Source organism: Bradyrhizobium sp. 195 (assembly GCF_023101665.1).
Classification (GTDB): Bacteria; Pseudomonadota; Alphaproteobacteria; order Rhizobiales; family Xanthobacteraceae; genus Bradyrhizobium.
Map to the genome: position 1 here is coordinate 3,794,415 of NZ_CP082161.1, position 16,298 is coordinate 3,810,712.

The window sequence follows — 16,298 nt, forward strand, 5'->3', positions numbered from 1 at the left end:
GCGGCCATCCCTAGGGTTGAGGATGACCCGGTATGCCTGCGTTTCCGGTGCTTGTCACGAGTGGTGTACCATCTCCCCTTGTGGAAGAGGGTGGCTTCGCGAAAGCGAAGCGGGGTGAGGGGTCTCTATCCCCATGTGCAGTATCGCGAGGGGAGAGAACCCCTCATCCGGCGCCATAGCCGAAGCTTTGCTTCGGCGTCCACGTTAGAACGGCGGCCAAAGGCCGCCTATGCCACCTTCTCCCACAAGAGGAGAAGGAAAAAAGCTCGCCCCGCTTACTTCTGCGGCGGCCCGAGATCCAGTGGCGGCAGCTCGATCTGCGGCACCTCGATCTTGATGGTGCTGGGATCGATGTTCGACTGGACGCCCTTGTAGTGCATCACCATCGACGGGAACGCGATCACCAGCGCGACCATGATGATCTGGATGACGACGAATGGCACCGCGCCCCAATAGATCTGGCCCGTGGTGACAGGGTCCATCCGCTTGCCGGTGACGCGATCGGTGTATCGATCCTTCGGCGCGACCGACCGGAGATAGAACAATGCGAAGCCGAACGGCGGATGCATGAACGAGGTCTGCATGTTGACGCCGAGAATGACGCCGAACCAGATCAGGTCAATGCCGAGGTGCTCGGCGGCAGGTCCGAGCAGCGGGATGACAATGAAGGCCAGCTCGAAGAAGTCGAGGAAGAAGGCCAGCACGAACACGAACGCATTGACGAAGATCAGGAAGCCGACCTGGCCGCCGGGCAGGGAGGTGAGCAGGTGCTCGACCCAGACGTGTCCGTTGACGCCGTAGAAGGTGAGCGAGAACACGCGGGCGCCGACGAGAATGAACACGACAAAGGCCGACAGCTTGGCGGTTGATTCCGTGGCTTGCCGGATCAGGTCCCAGCTCAGCCGCCGCTTCGCGGCACCGAGGATGAGGGCGCCGGCGGCACCCATCGCGCCGCCTTCGGTCGGGGTCGCGATGCCGATGAAGATCGTGCCGAGAACCAGGAAGATCAGGAACAGCGGCGGCACCATCACGAAGGTGGTCTGCTGCGCCATCTTCGAGAGGAAGCGGAAGCCGGTCAGCTTGTCGATGACCCAGTTCACCACGGCGACGGCGAACGCGAAGATGATGCCGAAGAACATGCTGAGCACGACGTAATCGGCGCCGTGCGTCTCGGAGTTGCGCATCATGAACCAGCCGAATACGCAGCTCGCCAGGAACAGCACACCGAGCGAGGCGAGGCCACGGCTGCCGTCGTTCTCGCGGAATCCGATGGCTTCCTTCGGCAGGCCGGGCGTGGCTTTCGGGAAGATCATGCTGACGAGGAAAGCGTAGACGGCGTAGAGGCCGGCGAGTACGAGGCCCGGGATGAAGGCGCCCTCGTACATGTCGCCGACGGACTTGCCGAGCTGGTCGGCCATCACGATCAGGACGAGCGAGGGCGGAATGATCTGCGCGAGCGTGCCGGACGCGGCGATGACACCGGATGCCACGCGGCGATCATAACCGTAACGCAACATGATCGGCAGCGAGATCAAACCCATCGAGATCACGGATGCCGCGACCACGCCCGTCGTCGCGGCCAGAAGCGCGCCGACGAAGATCACGGCATAGGCAAGGCCGCCGCGGATGGTGCCGAACAATTGGCCGATCGTGTCGAGCAGGTCCTCGGCCATGCCCGACCGCTCCAGCACCAGTCCCATGAAGGTGAAGAAGGGAATGGCCAGCAGCGTGTCATTGTTCATCACGCCGTAGACCCGCTCCGGAAGCGCCTGGAGGAAGTCGGGGTGGAATTGACCGAGTTCGACGCCGATCACGGCGTAGAACAGGCCGACGGCGCCGAGCGAGAATGCCGCGGGATAGCCGAGCAGCAGCACGACGACCAGCGACGCGAACATGATGGGCGCCATATTGGCGATGATGAATGCGGTCATGATTCCCCCTGAACCGTCGCCAACGGCTATTTCTTCTCGATCGCTTCGACGAGATGCTCGACTTCCGCCTCCAGCGCCGACACCTGCGATTCATGGGGATCCGGCATCAATCCGCGCATGATCGCAATTCGCTTAATCAGCTCGGAGATGCCCTGAACGAGCAGGAAAGCGAACCCGATCATGATCAGGGATTTGGCGGGCCATTGCGGCAGACCGCCGGCATTGCCGGATTGCTCGTTGATGTGGAACGAGCGCTGGAAGAACGGCACGCCGGTGATGATCATGACGATGCACAACGGAATCAGGAAGAAAAGGTGGCCGACCACGTCGATCACGTTGCGGAGCGTCTTCGGCAGCGCGTTGTTCACGATGTCGATGCGGATGTGCTCGTTGTCGAGCAGCGTCCAGGGCGAGCAGAGCAGGAACACGATGCTGAAGAGCACCCATTGCAGCTCGAGCCACGAATTGGAGGACGTATCGAACGTCTTGCGGACGATCGCATTGACCGCCGAGATGATGACGGCGGCCACGATCAGCCACGCCAGGCGTTTGCCCGTCCAGCGCGTGAACGCGTCAATCCCTTGGCTCAACTTCAGGAGCGCTTGCAACGATGGGTCCTCCCCGATTGTGCCGCGGCCGCCCGGACTTGCCGGGCGCGCGCGTGGGCTTGTCTCGCCGCGCAGGCATGAGGCTGTCGCACCAAAACAGCGGGCGCGCGGGCCGTCAATTGGAACTTGGTTGATAGTTCAGGGAAATAAAGCCGCAGCGCGGCGACCTCAGCCGCCGGTGACGCTCATGTGCCTGGAGACGCTGGGACGGTTGTGGCGGCGGTCGATGATGAAATCGTGGCCCTTGGGCTTGAGGCCGATGGCGTGGTCGATCGCATCCGCAAGCAGCATGTCGTCATCGGATGCACGCAGAGGTTTGCGCAAGTCCGAGGCATCCTCGTGGCCGAGGCAGGTGTGCAGCGTTCCCGTGCAGGTAATGCGAACCCGGTTGCAGGATTCGCAGAAATTGTGCGTCATCGGCGTGATGAAGCCGAGCTTGCCGCCGGTCTCGGCGACGCTGACATAGCGGGCGGGACCGCCGGTGCTCTCGGCCAGATCCGTCAGCGTGAATTGCTGGGCGAGGCGCGCACGCACCAGCGACAGCGGCAGATATTGGTCGATCCGTCCCGATCCGATCTCGCCCATCGGCATGACCTCGATCAGCGTCAGGCCCATGCCCTTTCCGTGGGCCCAGCGCATCAGCGAGGGCAACTCGTCCTCGTTGAGGTTCTTCAGCGCCACCGCGTTGATCTTCACGGCAAGTCCTGCGGCGCGCGCGGCCTCGATGCCTTCCAGCACCTTGTCGATCTCGCCCCAGCGGGTGATCTCGCGAAACTTCTTGGGATCGAGCGTGTCGAGCGAAACGTTGATGCGGCGGACGCCGCAATCGGCGAGCTCGCCGGCGTGTTTCGCCAGCTGGGTGCCATTGGTGGTCAGCGTCAGCTCGTGCAGGGCGCCGCTGGAAAGATGCCGCGACAACGAGCGCACCAGCGTCATCACGTTGCGCCGGACCAGCGGCTCGCCGCCGGTGAGCCGCAGCTTCCTGACGCCCTTGGCGATGAAAGCCGAGCAGAGCCGGTCGAGTTCCTCCAGCGTCAACAGGTTCGCCTTGGGCAGGAACGTCATGTCTTCCGACATGCAGTAGAAACAGCGCAGGTCGCAGCGATCGGTGACGGAAACGCGCAAATAACTGATGGTCCGCCCGAACGGATCGGTCATCGGGGTGGACAGCGCGGCGGATCCGTTCATGCGAGAGGCCTTGTCACTTGCGGCGACGGGCGCACCTTTGCTTCAGCGGTGCTCGGGACGCAATCTAAGCATCGGACGCGGCGAGGACAATCGGGTGGTATACGTAGATCAGCGCCTGCCGGCGTTTGGATCGGGGAACGGCGAGGCCGCGGCCGGAGCGGCGGCCTCAGCCGGTGCTGCGGCAGGCGCGACCGCGGCCGCCTTGGGCTTCCTGGGCCGGTGCGGCTTGCGAACCGGTTTTGGCGCGGTGGCTGGCTGCAGTTCCGCAAACACTGGATTCGGGTCTGTGGTCACCGAGGCGGGTGTGGTGAAATCCCCGGGATTTTTGATCACATTCACCGGGACGCTCGCAGGCTGGAACTTGGGCAGCGCGAAAGCGACCGTGAAGGGGGCGTCAGGGGCGGGAACCGAGACGGAGCAGGGGGTCTTGCAGCCCTGACCTAGCGAGGTCGTGGCGTCGGCACCCGGAGGATTGGATTCGAGCCGGACCTGGATCGTCGGCGGGGCCGATTTGAACATGTCCCAGGACATCGAAGAGCAGCCACCAAGACTTGCCGCTCCCAACAGACCCGCTCCCGCTAACGCAACCGCGATGCCACGACGCATGACCCATCCACTTCAACTGCGACGAACCGCCACATCAACCCGCGCGGACCTTAGGGGCGTCGTTTGGGGCAGGCAACCGGCGCCCTGCGCATAGTTAATGAATGGTTAATGCGGGCGATTGGCGGGATAACAGGCAATTCCAGTGGCTTGATAGGCGCTATGCGGTCATCAGGCTGCTGGCCGCGGCCGGCAGGTCGCGCATGTGATGGATCAGCCGGTCCGGCTTCAGCTCGACAATCGGCACGTCCGTGTAGCCGAAGCTGACCCCAATCACCGGTACCCCGGCCCGCCGGGCCACCCCGACATCGGTTCCGGCGTCGCCGACCATGATGCTGGCTTTGACCGCGCCGCCGGCGCGCGCCACGGTCTCGCGAAAGATGGTCGGGTCGGGTTTCTGAACGCCAAACGTGTCCGCGCCGCAGATCGCGGCAAAGCGGCGGCTGAGGTCGAGTTGGTCCAGCAGGCGCTTGGAGAGCCATTCCAGCTTGTTGGTGCATACCGCGAGGCGATGGCCCTGGGCTGCAAAATGGTCGAGCGCGGCCTCGAGCCCCTCGAAGGGGCGGGATTCGACCGCGATATGATCGGCATAATAGCCGATGAAATCCGCCGTCATCCGGTCCATGTCGGCGGGGGTGACGGTGCGGCCCTCCGCTTCCAACCCCCGTTCGATCAGCTTGCGGGCGCCGGCGCCGATCATGTTGCGGGCCGAGGCCATCGGCACGGGCGGCAGCCCTTCGCGGTCGAGCACGTAGTTCAGGGCGGTGATCAGGTCGGGCGCCGTATCCACAAGCGTGCCGTCGAGATCGAAGACGATGGTGTGAGGGGAGGTCATGGTCCAAGCGCTACCGGCCCGGTCGTGTCCACGCAAGGGGCGGGCCCATAAGATCACCTTATAGGCCTGTTCCCGCGAGAAAAACGAGGCTACATAGGCCGCCGAAAGTGGCCACGATCGGCGGCACATCTTCCGGATTCAGAGGCGGGCGCACAGGTGAACATGGACCAGTTGAAGCGGCAGGCCGCGGCGCGCGCGCTCGAGGAGGTGCGGGACGGCACGCAGCTCGGGCTCGGCACCGGCTCGACCGCCAAGCATTTCGTCGAGCTGCTCGGCGAGCGCTGCGCCGCCGGCCTCAAGGTGATCGGCGTGCCCACTTCGGAAGCGACGCGGGCGGATGCGGAGCGCTGCGGCGTGCCGCTGACCACGCTCGATGAGATCGACCATCTCGACATCACCGTCGACGGCGCCGACGAGATCGATCCGGACCTCAATTTGATCAAGGGCGGCGGCGGCGCACTGCTGCGCGAGAAGATCGTGGCGGCCGCTTCGGATCGCATGATCGTGATTGCCGATGACACCAAATGGGTACCGACGCTCGGCCGCTTTCCGCTGCCGGTCGAGGTGATCCCGTTCGGCCTCGGGGCGACGCGACGGGCGATCGAGAAGGCATTTGCCGAATGCGGCGTTTCCGGGCAAATGGCGGTCCGCAAGGCCAAGGGAGGGGACAAGGACGGCCACGTTTTCGTCACCGATGGCGGCCACTGGATCCTCGATGCCCATCTCGGACGTATTGTGGATCCACCCGGTCTCGCCAAGGCGTTGAGCGCCATCCCCGGCGTGGTCGAGCATGGCTTGTTCATCGGCTTGGCCAGCTCCGCTGTTCTGGCGGGTGGCGAGGGAATTCGCGTGATTGAACGGCGCAAGCCGAAAGGAGACCAGGAATGAAGAGTGTTTTGAGATTTTTGCCGGCCGCGACCCTTGCTGCAGGATTGGCCCTCGCGGCCGTCCCGGCCGTGGCGCAGCAGCCTGCCCAGCCGAAGGCTGCCGCCGCGCCTGCCCAGCCGAAGGCCTCGCCCGCGGCGATCGCGGCAGCCAAGGAGATTTTGCAGATCAAGAACGCCAATGCGATGTATGCCGGCGCCGTGCCCGGGCTCGTCGAGAAGACCAAGATCGCGCTGACCCAGCAGAACCTGAACTATCAGAAGGACCTCAACGAGGTCGCTCCGATCGTGGCGCAGCAGCTCCAGGGACGCCAGAACGAGATCGGCGAAGGCATGGCGCAGATCTATGCCAGCGAGTTCACCGAGCAGGAGCTCAAGGACCTCGTCGTCTTCTACAAGTCGCCGCTGGGCAAGAAGCTGATCGACGCCGAGCCGCGCGCCATCGGGCTCAGCATGGCCTTCATGAACTCCTGGGCGCAGAACTTCGCCGAGACGGTGATGGGGGCCTTCCGCGCCGAGATGCGCAAGCGTGGCAAGGAGATCTGATCGATCCTACCTGATCGATAGTTCCTGAAAGAGGTCGGAGTGGACAATGGCTGAATTCGACGTCGACCTCTTCGTCATCGGCGGCGGCTCGGGCGGCGTGCGTGCCGCCCGTATCGCGGCCGGATACGGCGCGCGCGTGACGATCGCGGAAGAGTACCGCATGGGCGGCACCTGCGTGATCCGCGGCTGCGTGCCGAAGAAGCTGTTCGTGATCGGCTCGCATTTCCGTCACGAGCTCGAGGACGCCGCCGGTTTCGGCTGGACCGTTCCGCCCGCCAGCTTCGACTGGGCGACGCTGATCGCCAACAAGGACAAGGAGATCGCGCGGCTGGAGGCGGCCTACACGACCAACGTCGAGAAGTCGGGCGCGCAAATCGTCAAGAGCCGCGCGGTGATCGAGGACAAGCACACCGTCCGCCTGCTCGAGAACGACAGGAAGATCACGGCGAAATACATCCTGATCGCCACCGGCGGCGCGCCCAACCACGGCGCCTCGATTCCCGGCATCGAGCACGTGATCTCCTCAAACGAGGCGTTCCACCTGAAAAAGCTGCCGCGGCGGATCGTGATCCAGGGCGGCGGCTATATCGCGCTGGAATTCGCCGGCATCTTCGCCGGCTTCGGCTCCGACGTCACCGTGATCTATCGCGGTGACAACATCTTGCGCGGTTTTGACGAGGATGTCCGGACCCATGTTCGTGCCGAGATGGAGAAGCAGGGCATCACCATTCTCACCGGCTGCACGGTGAGCAAGGTCGACCGCCACGGCGAGGAATTCACCACGCATCTGTCGAACGGATCGAGCCTCGCCTCCGACCAGGTGATGTTCGCGATCGGTCGCCATCCGGCGGTGGCCAATCTCGGGCTGGAGAAGGCCGGTGTTGCCATCAACCCGAAGAATGGCGGCATCGCGGTCGACCATTTCTCCAGGAGCTCGGTCGACAGCATTTACGCGATCGGCGACGTCACCCATCGTTTCAACCTGACGCCGGTCGCGATCCGCGAGGGCCACGCCTTCGCCGACACCGTGTTCGGCAAGCGCGAGGTCAGGGTCGATCACGCCAACATTCCGACCGCCGTGTTCTCGCAGCCGGAGGTCGGCACGGTCGGTTTGACGGAAACCGAGGCGCGCGCGCAATTCAGCCACGTCGACATCTACAAGACCTCGTTCCGCCCGATCAAGGCGACGATGTCCGGCCGCGACACCCGCGTGCTGATGAAGCTCGTCGTCGATGGCGCGACCGATCGCGTGCTCGGCTGCCATATCGTCGGCGATGCCGCGGCCGAGATCACGCAAGTCGTCGCGATCGCGGTGAAGATGAAGGCGACCAAGGCCGATTTCGACGCGACGATTGCGCTGCATCCGACCGCGGCCGAGGAGTTGGTGACGATGCGCGCCCCGACCGCGCGCCATGTGCGTCAGGCGGCGGAGTAGGGCCTCTCCTAACCGTAGAGATATCCGACCGGCTTGCCTTCGGTGCGGAGCGGACGAATGTCCCTCTGCGTGATGATCTGGCCGGCGAGACCGTCGATCTCGTCGCGCTGCGTCGGCGTCCAGCTTCGCAACTCGTTCATGCCCTTGAGAAGGCCGAGCCGGAGGACCTGGGTGTTGTCACCCACGCCAATGAGGCTGATCGCATTCTTGCCGGCCGTCACGACATCACCAGCCGCAAGCTCAAACGTCTCACCGGCCTTGTTCTTGAACTCCGCCGTGCCGCGGATGACACGATAGATCGCAACTTCGCCCTTGGCAAAACAGGTGGCGTCGGCGACAGCCGATGTGCTCTTCGGCAGGAGCGACTGGCCGCGCGGGTCGGTTGCGATGATGTGGCCGGTGACGAGCTGGCCGCTCGGGGCCTCGATGCCGACATCGCGGACGTAAACCGGCAGCGCCGCTTTGATCGAGCCGTTCGCGAGCGGCTTGAACAGTGCATCCAGCGCCAGGGGATCCTGAAGCCAGAAGCCGGCATTGGCCTGGCGATCGTGCAGCGGATGGCTCCAGGCTATGCGCGGCGTTTCGGCTTCAACGATCTGATCGGGACCCACGATGGTCGGATTCGGAAAGGTCGTGGGATCGGTGATGAAGGCTTCGAGGAATTTGCCCGAATAGCCCATCGAGATCGGATCCGGCACCACCGTCTGCGGCGTCTTCAGATTCTCTTCGGTCGACAATCCTGACCAGGTGTAGAAGAGCTGGCGATGCACGATCGCGCTTTGCAGCATCACCGCGCCGGGGCCGACATTGTAGAAGCGCCCGTCATAGTCGAAGGTGAAGGCGCCCGAGGTGACCAGCACGAGCTGAAAGCCGCCGGGTGGCAGATGCAGATGGAAGTCGGTGGGACCGGTGTCGGGACGGTAGATCGGCAGATTGGTCGCGACTTCGTGGAGCAGGAAGGTTTCGTTGTTGGCGTGAAAGCCTTCGTTGGCGCGATTGTAAAGGGCTTGCGGGCGATACGTCGCTTCGAACTTCGCATTCCGGTCGCGATCGATTGCGACGAAGTCCTGGGTGTTGAGGCGAAGCGGCGCGCCGTTCGGATGGGTGAGGCCGGTCGTCTTGAGATCGCCCGCAGCATGCACGTTCATGACGTTCTCCGCTCCGCCTCGTTGCTTCGCTGACAACGTCATTGCGAATTTTGGGCCAGTTGGTTTGCAAAGCGGCAAGCGAGCCCGGCGCCGCGATGCGGGCGTTGCCCGTTCAGGAAAAATCCGGTGGTTGCGCGGGAGGTTAGATCGATGACTGGTTTTGACCGACAGACGCGTGCCGGAAGGCGTGCGCTTTCCGAGGCAGCGACGGGACCTGTCTAATTTGTCAGCAAGCCTCGCCAGTGCACGTGCAGCGGCGCGGGTGGCGGATAGGCGGATGCCGTCCCTGGGATGAGCGATAACGTCGCGATGGGGCGGGGCGGCGATTGACAGATTGTTCATGTTTTGTTCTTATGCTGCGACCGAGATGGAGGCAGCCATGGACAACCGCATCAACGAAATCCGCAGAACCATCAGAGCGCTCCGCGTCAGCATGCGCGAAGCTGAAGCGATCGTGCATGAGCAGATCAACCGTGATGAGGACTGCAGCTTCGTGGCGCAGGAGGTCATCAAGATGCGCCAGGTCATGAGCCTGCTCGTGAAGGAGCGGACTGCGCTCGGCGATCAGGAGCCAATCCTCGTGAACAGTTTCTTCATCCCGCGGCGACGGCCAACGCGAAAACCGGTCGCGGCGCTCACCGCCGAATCCGTGTTCCGTCCGCGTGTGGTGGCGCGGGTTTGACGGGGAGGGCGTCTCAATCAAACGTGTGAGGCGCGGCCCGATCCGGCTTGCCGGCCGGGCTGTCCGCCCACTTTGCCATGTCCATGGTCCGCGCGTCGACGCCCTCGCACCGGAAGCAATTCGGCCGCGCGCGGCGGTTCTCGGACAGGATCGGGACCAGGCTGTGGCCGCAACCGGCGCACCAGGCGATGTCAGTCATGCATTCCTCTACGGCGTATCAAATCCAGAAATGACGTTCTCGTTCGCGAAGCTTGCGCGGGCGCTATGACGGCGCTGGGGCACTGCGCCCGATGGGCGCGCTCGTTCCTGAGATCGTTGATGTAGCGATCCATCGTGACACGGCTGCGATGTCGTCGCCGTTTTCGCGATAGGCACGAAGCTGGAATTCCGCCGAGCTGCCGCGATCCACAATGGTCCGGCAGTGCTCGATCTCGGCGGCGCAGCCCAGTGCGTCCGCATCCTCGGCGGTGTCGTCGATGATTCGGGACAGCATCTCCGAAATCGTGACCGGTCCGTCTTTGGAGGCAAAGATGCAATCGGTTCCGTAGCGCTGGGCGCGCCATTTATTCTCCACCGCTATTGCGCGTTCGACCACCGTGACCTCCTTCGACAAATGAGGTCGCAGATGGAGGTGGCGCGTCAGGCAGCGATAGAGCGAAGCGATGGCGACGGCGTCCTCGACCAAGGTGCAGGTGTCGGGCGCACGAAGCTCGAGTGTCGGGTGCCGCATCGAAGGACGCATCGCCCACCAGATGTGGCTCTCGTCGGGTATCACGCCGGAGCGCTGCAAAGCGCCGACATATTCGTCGTAGTCCTGCCTGGTCTCGAACAATTCCGGCAGGCCGGTGCGCGGCAGCTCGGAATAGGCGGCGAGCCGGTAGCCCTTCAGCCCGGTCTTGTGCGAATTCCAGAACGGGGAGGATGCCGACAGCGCGATGAACAGTGGCAGATGCGGCAGCATCGCTCGCATCACTGCCATGCGCTTCTCGGGATCGGGCAACTGGACATGCACATGCATGCCGCACATCATGTTGCGATGGCCGATGCTGCGCAGATCCTCGATCATCTCCTCATAGCGCGGCTTCGGGCTCGGCTGCGACATACGCCAGACCGCTGTCGGGTGCGTGCCGCAGGCCATGATCACGAACCCATATTGCGCAGCGACGTTCGCGACTTCGCGCCGCAGGAAGCGTAGCTCTTCGCGGGCGTCGTTGACGTCGATGTGAACGTTGGTGGCGACCTCGAGCTGGGATTGCAGCATCTCGCGCATGGCCTGACCGCCGGTCGACCAGTTCGCCGATTCGAAAAGCTCGTTGGGAGTCTGAATCGCGACCTCGAAGCTGCGGCGATCAGCCAGGAAGTACTCCTCCTCGATGCCGAAGGAATATTCAGCCGCCTTGCCTCCGCCGCCGGCAGAGCGAATGACGAGGTGCTGCTTGTCGTGAGAGGAATCAAGGCGCAGCAGTTTCAAAACGTCCGAAGCAATTGTCATTGGCCACCCGGCAAGGCACTACCTGCGGGCGATAATCCGTCTGACCGCAGCGGGTTCCGCGTCCCACTCACCGGAACTTGCAAGGTCGAAGGGAACAATCTTCACGCTTTCGGATGCGCGCGCGATCAGCGCGTAATTTGGCGGCACTTCGGTCCAGTCCGATTCCTTGTCGTAGGGTTCGGACACGACGATGACTTGGCCGCCGTCCTCGCGGAAATAGAGTGTGTTCGCGGCATCGTTGACCGCAACACGGAAGGCGTAGAGATCCCTGCCGTTGGCGATCGCACTGGTGAAGCGCAGCCGCTCGCGGAGCTGGCCTACATTGACCAGGCCGACGAGGGCTTGCAGCACGCGCCGCGTCGCGCCGAGCGGGTCGCCGTCGAGGCCAGCCCCCATCATCGCCAGGAACACGGCTTCCGAATCGGTCGTGCCCAGCCGCGATGGATAAAAGGCATCGGGGATGAGCGCCTCGACCTTGCGCCGCAGCCTGTTCCAGCTGCCGACGAATCCGTTGTGCATGAACATCCAGTGACCGCAGGCAAAGGGATGGCAATTCTGCCGCGTCACCGCCGTGCCCGTGGCGGCGCGCACATGGGCGAAGAACAAATGCGAGCGCAGATGGCGGCAGAGATAGCGCAAATTCTCGTCCGACCACGCCGGGCGCGTCTCGCGATAAAGGCCCGGTTCCGGATGCTCGCCGTACCAGCCCAGACCAAAGCCGTCACCGTTCGAGCCCGCCGTCGACTGAAGCGAGCGGATGCTCTGCGCGACCAGAGAATGCTCGGGTTCGGTGACGTAAGGTTCGAACGAGGTGGTCTCGCCTCGGTATGCGATCCAGCGGCACATGAGGTTCCTGTAGACGGCGGGTGGGTCGTGAGTTGCACCAACCGACGTGCCGGCCTCGTGGTTCCCGCCGCGAAGCAGTGATCACCACCAGAGCGACTTCGGTGTTAAGATGCGGGACGTCGAGATCGGAGACCGAGATGAACGATCAAGCCATATTGGCCGCGCTTCAGCGCCATTGGGACGTCTCGGACGCCAATGATTTCGAGGCCGAGCATGACATCTATCGCGAGGATGCGGTGCTCGATTATCCGCAGTCCGGCGAGCGCATCCGCGGTCGCAGGAACATTCAGGAGAGCCGATTGGTGCAGCCGAGCCAGAAGCGCTTTACGGTTCGACGGATCGTTGGCGGCGGCGATCTCTGGGTGAGTGAATTCGTGCTGAGCTATGACGGGGTGCCGTCGTATGTTGTGAGCATCATGGAATTCCGCGACGGCTTGGTGGCGCACGAGACGCAATATTTCGGCGACCGCTTCGATCCCGCTCCATCACGTGCGCATCTGGTCGAGCGGGTGGGGTAAGTCGCGCATTGATGCAGTTGCGCCGAATTGGTGGCCTCGTGCCCCGGACACCGCGCAATGCCACTTGGCGGTGCGGCTGCAGAGCCGGGGGCCATCTAGCGGCGGATTCGCGTGCTTTCTGTGCCCCGACTCCGTGCAGCAACGCGAAGGAACCGATGCGGCGGCTGGTCGCAGTCGTGGCGCCTTGATTCCGACAGACCCGCCTCTATTTCTGGAGCGAACAAGAATCCGGGCCCCTCTGGCGAGGACGCCGACGATGTCGGCAAACCTCGTGATGTCGGATGACCTGTCCCGCGCGAATGCGATGGATTGGCCGATCGTCGGGCCCCTGTTCGTTCTCTCCGACCATTCGTCCCCATCGCAGCTCCGTGCGGCCATTTCGCAAGTTAAGGGAGCAACGATGTCTGCCGTCAAATCCTCAAATCCGATCGAGATCGAGATCACGGAACCGTCCAGCCTGAACGAGCAGGCCGCGGTCGCGTTGGTGATCGTCGGGGCGCTGGTTGCAGTTGCCGACCGGCGCGTTTCGCCGGTCGAGCGCGACGAGGTGATCCGTTTCATCAGGGATCGCAAGCTGGCGCCGCACATTCCGGATGAACGGCTCTATGCGATATTCGATGAACTCGCGGAACGGCTCGAGGAGCCGGACTTTGCCAATGTCGTGATCGACACGCTTCGGCCGGTTTCGAATCTGCCGCTCTCGTCCCATCTGATTGAGCTGTCGGAGCGCGTTGCTGCGGCGGATGAGGACGTCCATCCCCATGAAGTGCAGGCGATCAAATTGTTGCGCTTGCTGACGTTGGTGCTGCCGCGCGCGAAGCCGGTCGTGCCGAGTGCAGCGGGCGCCGAACGGCAGGCCGCCTTGAAGGAGTGAGCATGAGCACAGTTTCGGACGAGCGCGCGACGAAAACCGAGGGCAACACAGGCCAGATGGCCGGCGGTGACCCGCGTCTCGACAAGCTCGTCCACCGCCTGCCGCCACGCATGGGCGACACCTTCACCTATCTGCTCAAGCCGTCCAGTCGCTGGGTGAGAATCCCCTCGGGCACGCTGCTGATCGTCGGCGGCGTGCTTTCCTTCTTGCCGATTCTCGGCGTCTGGATGCTGCCGCTCGGTCTCGCGCTGCTTGCCGAGGACGTGCCTGCGCTGCGCTCCTCGCGTTCGAAGGTCCTGGATTGGATCGAGCGGAAGAAGCCGCAATGGCTCGAGCCGTCTGCACCGAAAAATGATCAATCATGACTGAATTCATCACCTCCGACGCCCTGACCGCGCTGGTTCAGGTCATCCTGATCGACCTTGTGCTCGCCGGCGACAACGCCGTCGTCATCGGTCTTGCCGCGGCGGGGTTGCCGGCCGAGCAGCGTCGCCGTGCCATCATCGTCGGCATCGCCGCCGCTACTGCGCTCCGCATCGTCTTCGCCGGCGTCGCGACCCAGCTCCTGCAGGTGATCGGCCTGCTGCTCGCCGGCGGCGTGCTGCTGCTCTGGGTGTGCTGGAAGATGTGGCGCGAGCTGCGCGAGCAGGCGGCGCATTCGCGGCAACTCGCGTTCAACCATGGCGGCGGCGCGGATGCCGCGCCCGTGAAGCAAAAGACCTTCGGCCAGGCCGCGGTTCAGATCGTCGCTGCCGACGTCTCGATGTCGCTCGACAACGTGCTTGCGGTTGCGGGCGCCGCGCGCGAGCATCCCTACATCCTCGCCTTCGGCCTGTTGCTGTCGGTCGCCATGATGGGCGTCGCCGCCGATCTGCTCGGCCGCGTGCTCCAAAAACAGCGCTGGATTGCCTATGTCGGTCTCGCCATCATCATTTACGTCGCGTTCGAGATGATCTATCGGGGCTCGCTGGAACTCGCTCCCGTCATCGCGAGTCTCTGACGCGACAACTCTTTCCGCAATCCGGAGTGATTCATGACGCCCGAACCCAAAGCACCTTCGGCGGAGGCCGTGCCGCCACGGCTCGGCCTGTTCGCCCAGCTCATCTTCGGCTCGCGCTGGCTGCAGGTTCCGCTCTATGTCGGCCTGATCGTCGCGCAAGCCGTCTATGTGCTGCTGTTCCTGAAAGAGCTCTGGCACCTGGTTGCGCACTCGTTCGATGCCAGCGAGCAGCAGATCATGCTGGTCGTGCTCGGGCTGATCGACGTCGTCATGATCTCGAACCTTCTGATCATGGTGATCGTCGGCGGCTATGAGACCTTCGTTTCGCGACTGAACCTGAGCGGCCATCCCGACGAGCCGGAATGGCTCAGCCACGTCAATGCCAGCGTGCTCAAGATCAAGCTTGCGATGGCGATCATCGGCATTTCCTCGATCTCGTTGCTCAGGACGTTCATCGAGGCCGGCAATCTCGGCACCACGCGCAGCAATTTCACCGAGACCGGGGTGATGTGGCAGGTGCTGATCCACATGACCTTCATCATCTCGGCAATCGGCATCGCCTGGGTCGACCGCCTCAGCGACGGCGGCCACCGCAAGGAGGCCGGCCACCGCTAAATGAATCTGGCCGTTTGAGACCTTCCGAGCGGCCAAGCCTGGGGCCCGCCTGATCCGTTCAGGCGGGCTCTCTGTTCGAGATCGATAAAATTGTCTGCAATCCGCTCAGTGGCGGCAAACCCTGCGGACAAGAACTGCCCGGCGTTAAACCGGGACTTTGGAACCAGCGTGCATCCTGCCTGCAAAAGGGTGGGGCATCAAAATGTCTGTTCTCAAGGAGGTCGTCGCTGCGGTCGCGGGAGTCTACGCGCTCCTGTTCGTCTGCGACGCATTGTTCGGCGTCGGCGAGGTACGGTTCGACGACAACTACTACCGCGCCAGCTTCTACGCGCCGCGGTCGAAGGAATTCCGCTTCGCAGACGGGACCTCGCCGGCTGCACGCGTCAGCGATGCGTTTGCGCAGTTCTCGGCGGGCGAGGCCAAGACGAACAAGCGTTACTCGTCGCTGACGACGATCATCCGTTAATTCAAGCCGCCCGGGCCGGCGCTCATCGGGGGTACAAGGCCTTGTGTTGCCCGACGGGCAAAACACGCGACCAGTAGGTCAACGCGCGCCGGCGAAAATATTCCGCTTTACCGAAATTCGGAAAGAGCGTATGTGTCGCCGCAATCCGGCCCAACGAAGAGGGGCGTATCGCGATCGTCACGAAACGCGGGCCGGGCCGCGGTGGGCGCCGATGACATCGGCGCGAAGGATTTTGCAGGGCGGGCAACCGTGAGCGAAACACCTCGCGCACACGACCGGTGTAATTGGCGTACGGCGAAATCGTGTGGTCCTGACGCCCGGGGTCTGTGCGTCAAGCGTTGCGGTGATGTGGGCTGCCCGACCGGGCACACGCATCAGCCATCCGCAAGGTGACGGGGGCAATAGTGCATCGCTCCCCGGGGAGAGCACGACATAAGCCGTTCCAACCACTGCGCAGGGAAGGCCGGGATGCCCCGGTTGCCCTGTTTTCCGCTATGCATGAAGCACACGCAGTCTGCTCTTGGCATGGCGGTCCATGGGAGCCAACCGGCTTCCGGTCTTCCCTGCGCCCTCTTTCAAGAGAGGGTGAGGCGGCCAAGCAAAGCTCGGGCGAAATGCGCCGCGAGG

Annotated in this window: 19 protein-coding genes; 10 read left to right on the forward strand and 9 right to left on the reverse strand. The window is 63.5% G+C overall.

Annotated elements, in window-relative coordinates; genetic code table 11:
- Window positions 1-275: 275 nt before the first annotated feature.
- From IVB26_RS17310 to IVB26_RS17330, 5 genes are all read right to left on the reverse strand, one after another.
- Window positions 276-1,931, reverse strand: coding sequence for a TRAP transporter large permease (locus IVB26_RS17310; protein WP_247972752.1), 1,656 nt, complete (start codon window positions 1,929-1,931; stop codon window positions 276-278).
- Window positions 1,932-1,957: 26 nt separating this feature from the next.
- On the reverse strand, window positions 1,958-2,539 hold the full coding sequence (locus IVB26_RS17315) for a TRAP transporter small permease subunit (protein ID WP_247972753.1): 582 nt from the start codon (window positions 2,537-2,539) through the stop codon (window positions 1,958-1,960).
- A gap of 168 nt (window positions 2,540-2,707) precedes the next feature.
- On the reverse strand, window positions 2,708-3,727 hold the full coding sequence (gene moaA, locus IVB26_RS17320) for a GTP 3',8-cyclase MoaA (RefSeq protein ID WP_246930106.1): 1,020 nt from the start codon (window positions 3,725-3,727) through the stop codon (window positions 2,708-2,710).
- 108 nt (window positions 3,728-3,835) lie between these two features.
- Window positions 3,836-4,333: a hypothetical protein gene (locus IVB26_RS17325; protein WP_247972754.1), complete on the reverse strand. Its 498-nt coding sequence runs from the start codon at window positions 4,331-4,333 to the stop codon at window positions 3,836-3,838.
- 157 nt (window positions 4,334-4,490) lie between these two features.
- Complete coding sequence (locus tag IVB26_RS17330; RefSeq protein WP_247973195.1) at window positions 4,491-5,165, reverse strand: HAD family hydrolase; 675 nt, start codon at window positions 5,163-5,165, stop codon at window positions 4,491-4,493.
- Window positions 5,166-5,321: 156 nt separating this feature from the next.
- On the opposite strand from IVB26_RS17330, the gene rpiA reads away from it, so the two are divergent.
- Genes rpiA through gor form a run of 3 tightly spaced genes read left to right on the forward strand, consistent with a single transcriptional unit; the run spans window position 5,322 to window position 8,030 of the window.
- Window positions 5,322-6,053, forward strand: coding sequence for a ribose-5-phosphate isomerase RpiA (gene rpiA / locus IVB26_RS17335; RefSeq protein WP_247972755.1), 732 nt, complete (start codon window positions 5,322-5,324; stop codon window positions 6,051-6,053).
- A complete protein-coding gene (locus IVB26_RS17340; RefSeq protein ID WP_247972756.1) occupies window positions 6,050-6,595 on the forward strand; it encodes a DUF2059 domain-containing protein in 546 nt (181 codons plus the stop codon). The genes rpiA and IVB26_RS17340 overlap by 4 nt, the downstream gene beginning before the upstream one ends.
- Window positions 6,596-6,641: 46 nt before the next feature.
- On the forward strand, window positions 6,642-8,030 hold the full coding sequence (gene gor / locus IVB26_RS17345) for a glutathione-disulfide reductase (protein ID WP_247972757.1): 1,389 nt from the start codon (window positions 6,642-6,644) through the stop codon (window positions 8,028-8,030).
- A gap of 8 nt (window positions 8,031-8,038) precedes the next feature.
- Here the strand turns inward: gor and IVB26_RS17350 are convergent, their stop codons facing one another.
- Window positions 8,039-9,178: a glucuronate isomerase gene (locus IVB26_RS17350; RefSeq protein ID WP_247972758.1), complete on the reverse strand. Its 1,140-nt coding sequence runs from the start codon at window positions 9,176-9,178 to the stop codon at window positions 8,039-8,041.
- A gap of 379 nt (window positions 9,179-9,557) precedes the next feature.
- On the opposite strand from IVB26_RS17350, the gene IVB26_RS17355 reads away from it, so the two are divergent.
- A complete protein-coding gene (locus IVB26_RS17355; RefSeq protein WP_247972759.1) occupies window positions 9,558-9,860 on the forward strand; it encodes a hypothetical protein in 303 nt (100 codons plus the stop codon).
- A gap of 13 nt (window positions 9,861-9,873) precedes the next feature.
- Here the strand turns inward: IVB26_RS17355 and IVB26_RS17360 are convergent, their stop codons facing one another.
- From IVB26_RS17360 to IVB26_RS17370, 3 genes are all read right to left on the reverse strand, one after another.
- Complete coding sequence (locus tag IVB26_RS17360) at window positions 9,874-10,059, reverse strand: hypothetical protein (RefSeq protein ID WP_247972760.1); 186 nt, start codon at window positions 10,057-10,059, stop codon at window positions 9,874-9,876.
- A 63-nt stretch (window positions 10,060-10,122) separates the two neighbouring features.
- Window positions 10,123-11,352 (reverse strand): carboxylate-amine ligase, encoded by a 1,230-nt coding sequence (locus IVB26_RS17365; RefSeq protein WP_247972761.1) that lies wholly within the window; start codon window positions 11,350-11,352, stop codon window positions 10,123-10,125.
- An 18-nt stretch (window positions 11,353-11,370) separates the two neighbouring features.
- A complete protein-coding gene (locus IVB26_RS17370; protein ID WP_247972762.1) occupies window positions 11,371-12,198 on the reverse strand; it encodes a class II glutamine amidotransferase in 828 nt (275 codons plus the stop codon).
- 137 nt (window positions 12,199-12,335) lie between these two features.
- On the opposite strand from IVB26_RS17370, the gene IVB26_RS17375 reads away from it, so the two are divergent.
- From IVB26_RS17375 to IVB26_RS17400, 6 genes are all read left to right on the forward strand, one after another.
- Window positions 12,336-12,716, forward strand: coding sequence for a nuclear transport factor 2 family protein (locus IVB26_RS17375; protein ID WP_247972763.1), 381 nt, complete (start codon window positions 12,336-12,338; stop codon window positions 12,714-12,716).
- Window positions 12,717-13,116: 400 nt separating this feature from the next.
- Window positions 13,117-13,590: a TerB family tellurite resistance protein gene (locus IVB26_RS17380; protein WP_247312606.1), complete on the forward strand. Its 474-nt coding sequence runs from the start codon at window positions 13,117-13,119 to the stop codon at window positions 13,588-13,590.
- A gap of 2 nt (window positions 13,591-13,592) precedes the next feature.
- Complete coding sequence (locus IVB26_RS17385; protein ID WP_247972764.1) at window positions 13,593-13,955, forward strand: hypothetical protein; 363 nt, start codon at window positions 13,593-13,595, stop codon at window positions 13,953-13,955.
- On the forward strand, window positions 13,952-14,590 hold the full coding sequence (locus IVB26_RS17390) for a TerC family protein (RefSeq protein WP_247972765.1): 639 nt from the start codon (window positions 13,952-13,954) through the stop codon (window positions 14,588-14,590). Before IVB26_RS17385 ends, IVB26_RS17390 begins: the two co-directional genes overlap by 4 nt.
- A 33-nt stretch (window positions 14,591-14,623) precedes the next feature.
- A complete protein-coding gene (locus IVB26_RS17395) occupies window positions 14,624-15,205 on the forward strand; it encodes a TIGR00645 family protein (RefSeq protein WP_247972766.1) in 582 nt (193 codons plus the stop codon).
- A 202-nt stretch (window positions 15,206-15,407) separates the two neighbouring features.
- Entirely contained in the window at window positions 15,408-15,671 is a 264-nt protein-coding gene (locus IVB26_RS17400) for a hypothetical protein (RefSeq protein ID WP_247972767.1), read from the forward strand.
- The last annotated feature ends 627 nt before the right edge of the window (window positions 15,672-16,298 follow it).

What these genes read in the sequence shown, in the direction of transcription:
- IVB26_RS17310 (WP_247972752.1), bottom strand. Translation starts at nt 1,931, where the DNA reads ATGACCGCATTCATCATCGCCAATATGGCGCCCATCATGTTCGCGTCG.
- IVB26_RS17375 (WP_247972763.1), top strand. Translation starts at nt 12,336, where the DNA reads ATGAACGATCAAGCCATATTGGCCGCGCTTCAGCGCCATTGGGACGTC.
- IVB26_RS17355 (WP_247972759.1), top strand. Translation starts at nt 9,558, where the DNA reads ATGGACAACCGCATCAACGAAATCCGCAGAACCATCAGAGCGCTCCGC.
- IVB26_RS17350 (WP_247972758.1), bottom strand. Translation starts at nt 9,178, where the DNA reads ATGAACGTGCATGCTGCGGGCGATCTCAAGACGACCGGCCTCACCCAT.
- IVB26_RS17365 (WP_247972761.1), bottom strand. Translation starts at nt 11,352, where the DNA reads ATGACAATTGCTTCGGACGTTTTGAAACTGCTGCGCCTTGATTCCTCT.
- IVB26_RS17380 (WP_247312606.1), top strand. Translation starts at nt 13,117, where the DNA reads ATGTCTGCCGTCAAATCCTCAAATCCGATCGAGATCGAGATCACGGAA.
- IVB26_RS17385 (WP_247972764.1), top strand. Translation starts at nt 13,593, where the DNA reads ATGAGCACAGTTTCGGACGAGCGCGCGACGAAAACCGAGGGCAACACA.
- IVB26_RS17330 (WP_247973195.1), bottom strand. Translation starts at nt 5,165, where the DNA reads ATGACCTCCCCTCACACCATCGTCTTCGATCTCGACGGCACGCTTGTG.
- IVB26_RS17370 (WP_247972762.1), bottom strand. Translation starts at nt 12,198, where the DNA reads ATGTGCCGCTGGATCGCATACCGAGGCGAGACCACCTCGTTCGAACCT.
- IVB26_RS17390 (WP_247972765.1), top strand. Translation starts at nt 13,952, where the DNA reads ATGACTGAATTCATCACCTCCGACGCCCTGACCGCGCTGGTTCAGGTC.
- IVB26_RS17360 (WP_247972760.1), bottom strand. Translation starts at nt 10,059, where the DNA reads ATGACTGACATCGCCTGGTGCGCCGGTTGCGGCCACAGCCTGGTCCCG.
- IVB26_RS17400 (WP_247972767.1), top strand. Translation starts at nt 15,408, where the DNA reads ATGTCTGTTCTCAAGGAGGTCGTCGCTGCGGTCGCGGGAGTCTACGCG.
- gor (WP_247972757.1), top strand. Translation starts at nt 6,642, where the DNA reads ATGGCTGAATTCGACGTCGACCTCTTCGTCATCGGCGGCGGCTCGGGC.
- IVB26_RS17340 (WP_247972756.1), top strand. Translation starts at nt 6,050, where the DNA reads ATGAAGAGTGTTTTGAGATTTTTGCCGGCCGCGACCCTTGCTGCAGGA.
- moaA (WP_246930106.1), bottom strand. Translation starts at nt 3,727, where the DNA reads ATGAACGGATCCGCCGCGCTGTCCACCCCGATGACCGATCCGTTCGGG.
- IVB26_RS17325 (WP_247972754.1), bottom strand. Translation starts at nt 4,333, where the DNA reads ATGCGTCGTGGCATCGCGGTTGCGTTAGCGGGAGCGGGTCTGTTGGGA.
- IVB26_RS17395 (WP_247972766.1), top strand. Translation starts at nt 14,624, where the DNA reads ATGACGCCCGAACCCAAAGCACCTTCGGCGGAGGCCGTGCCGCCACGG.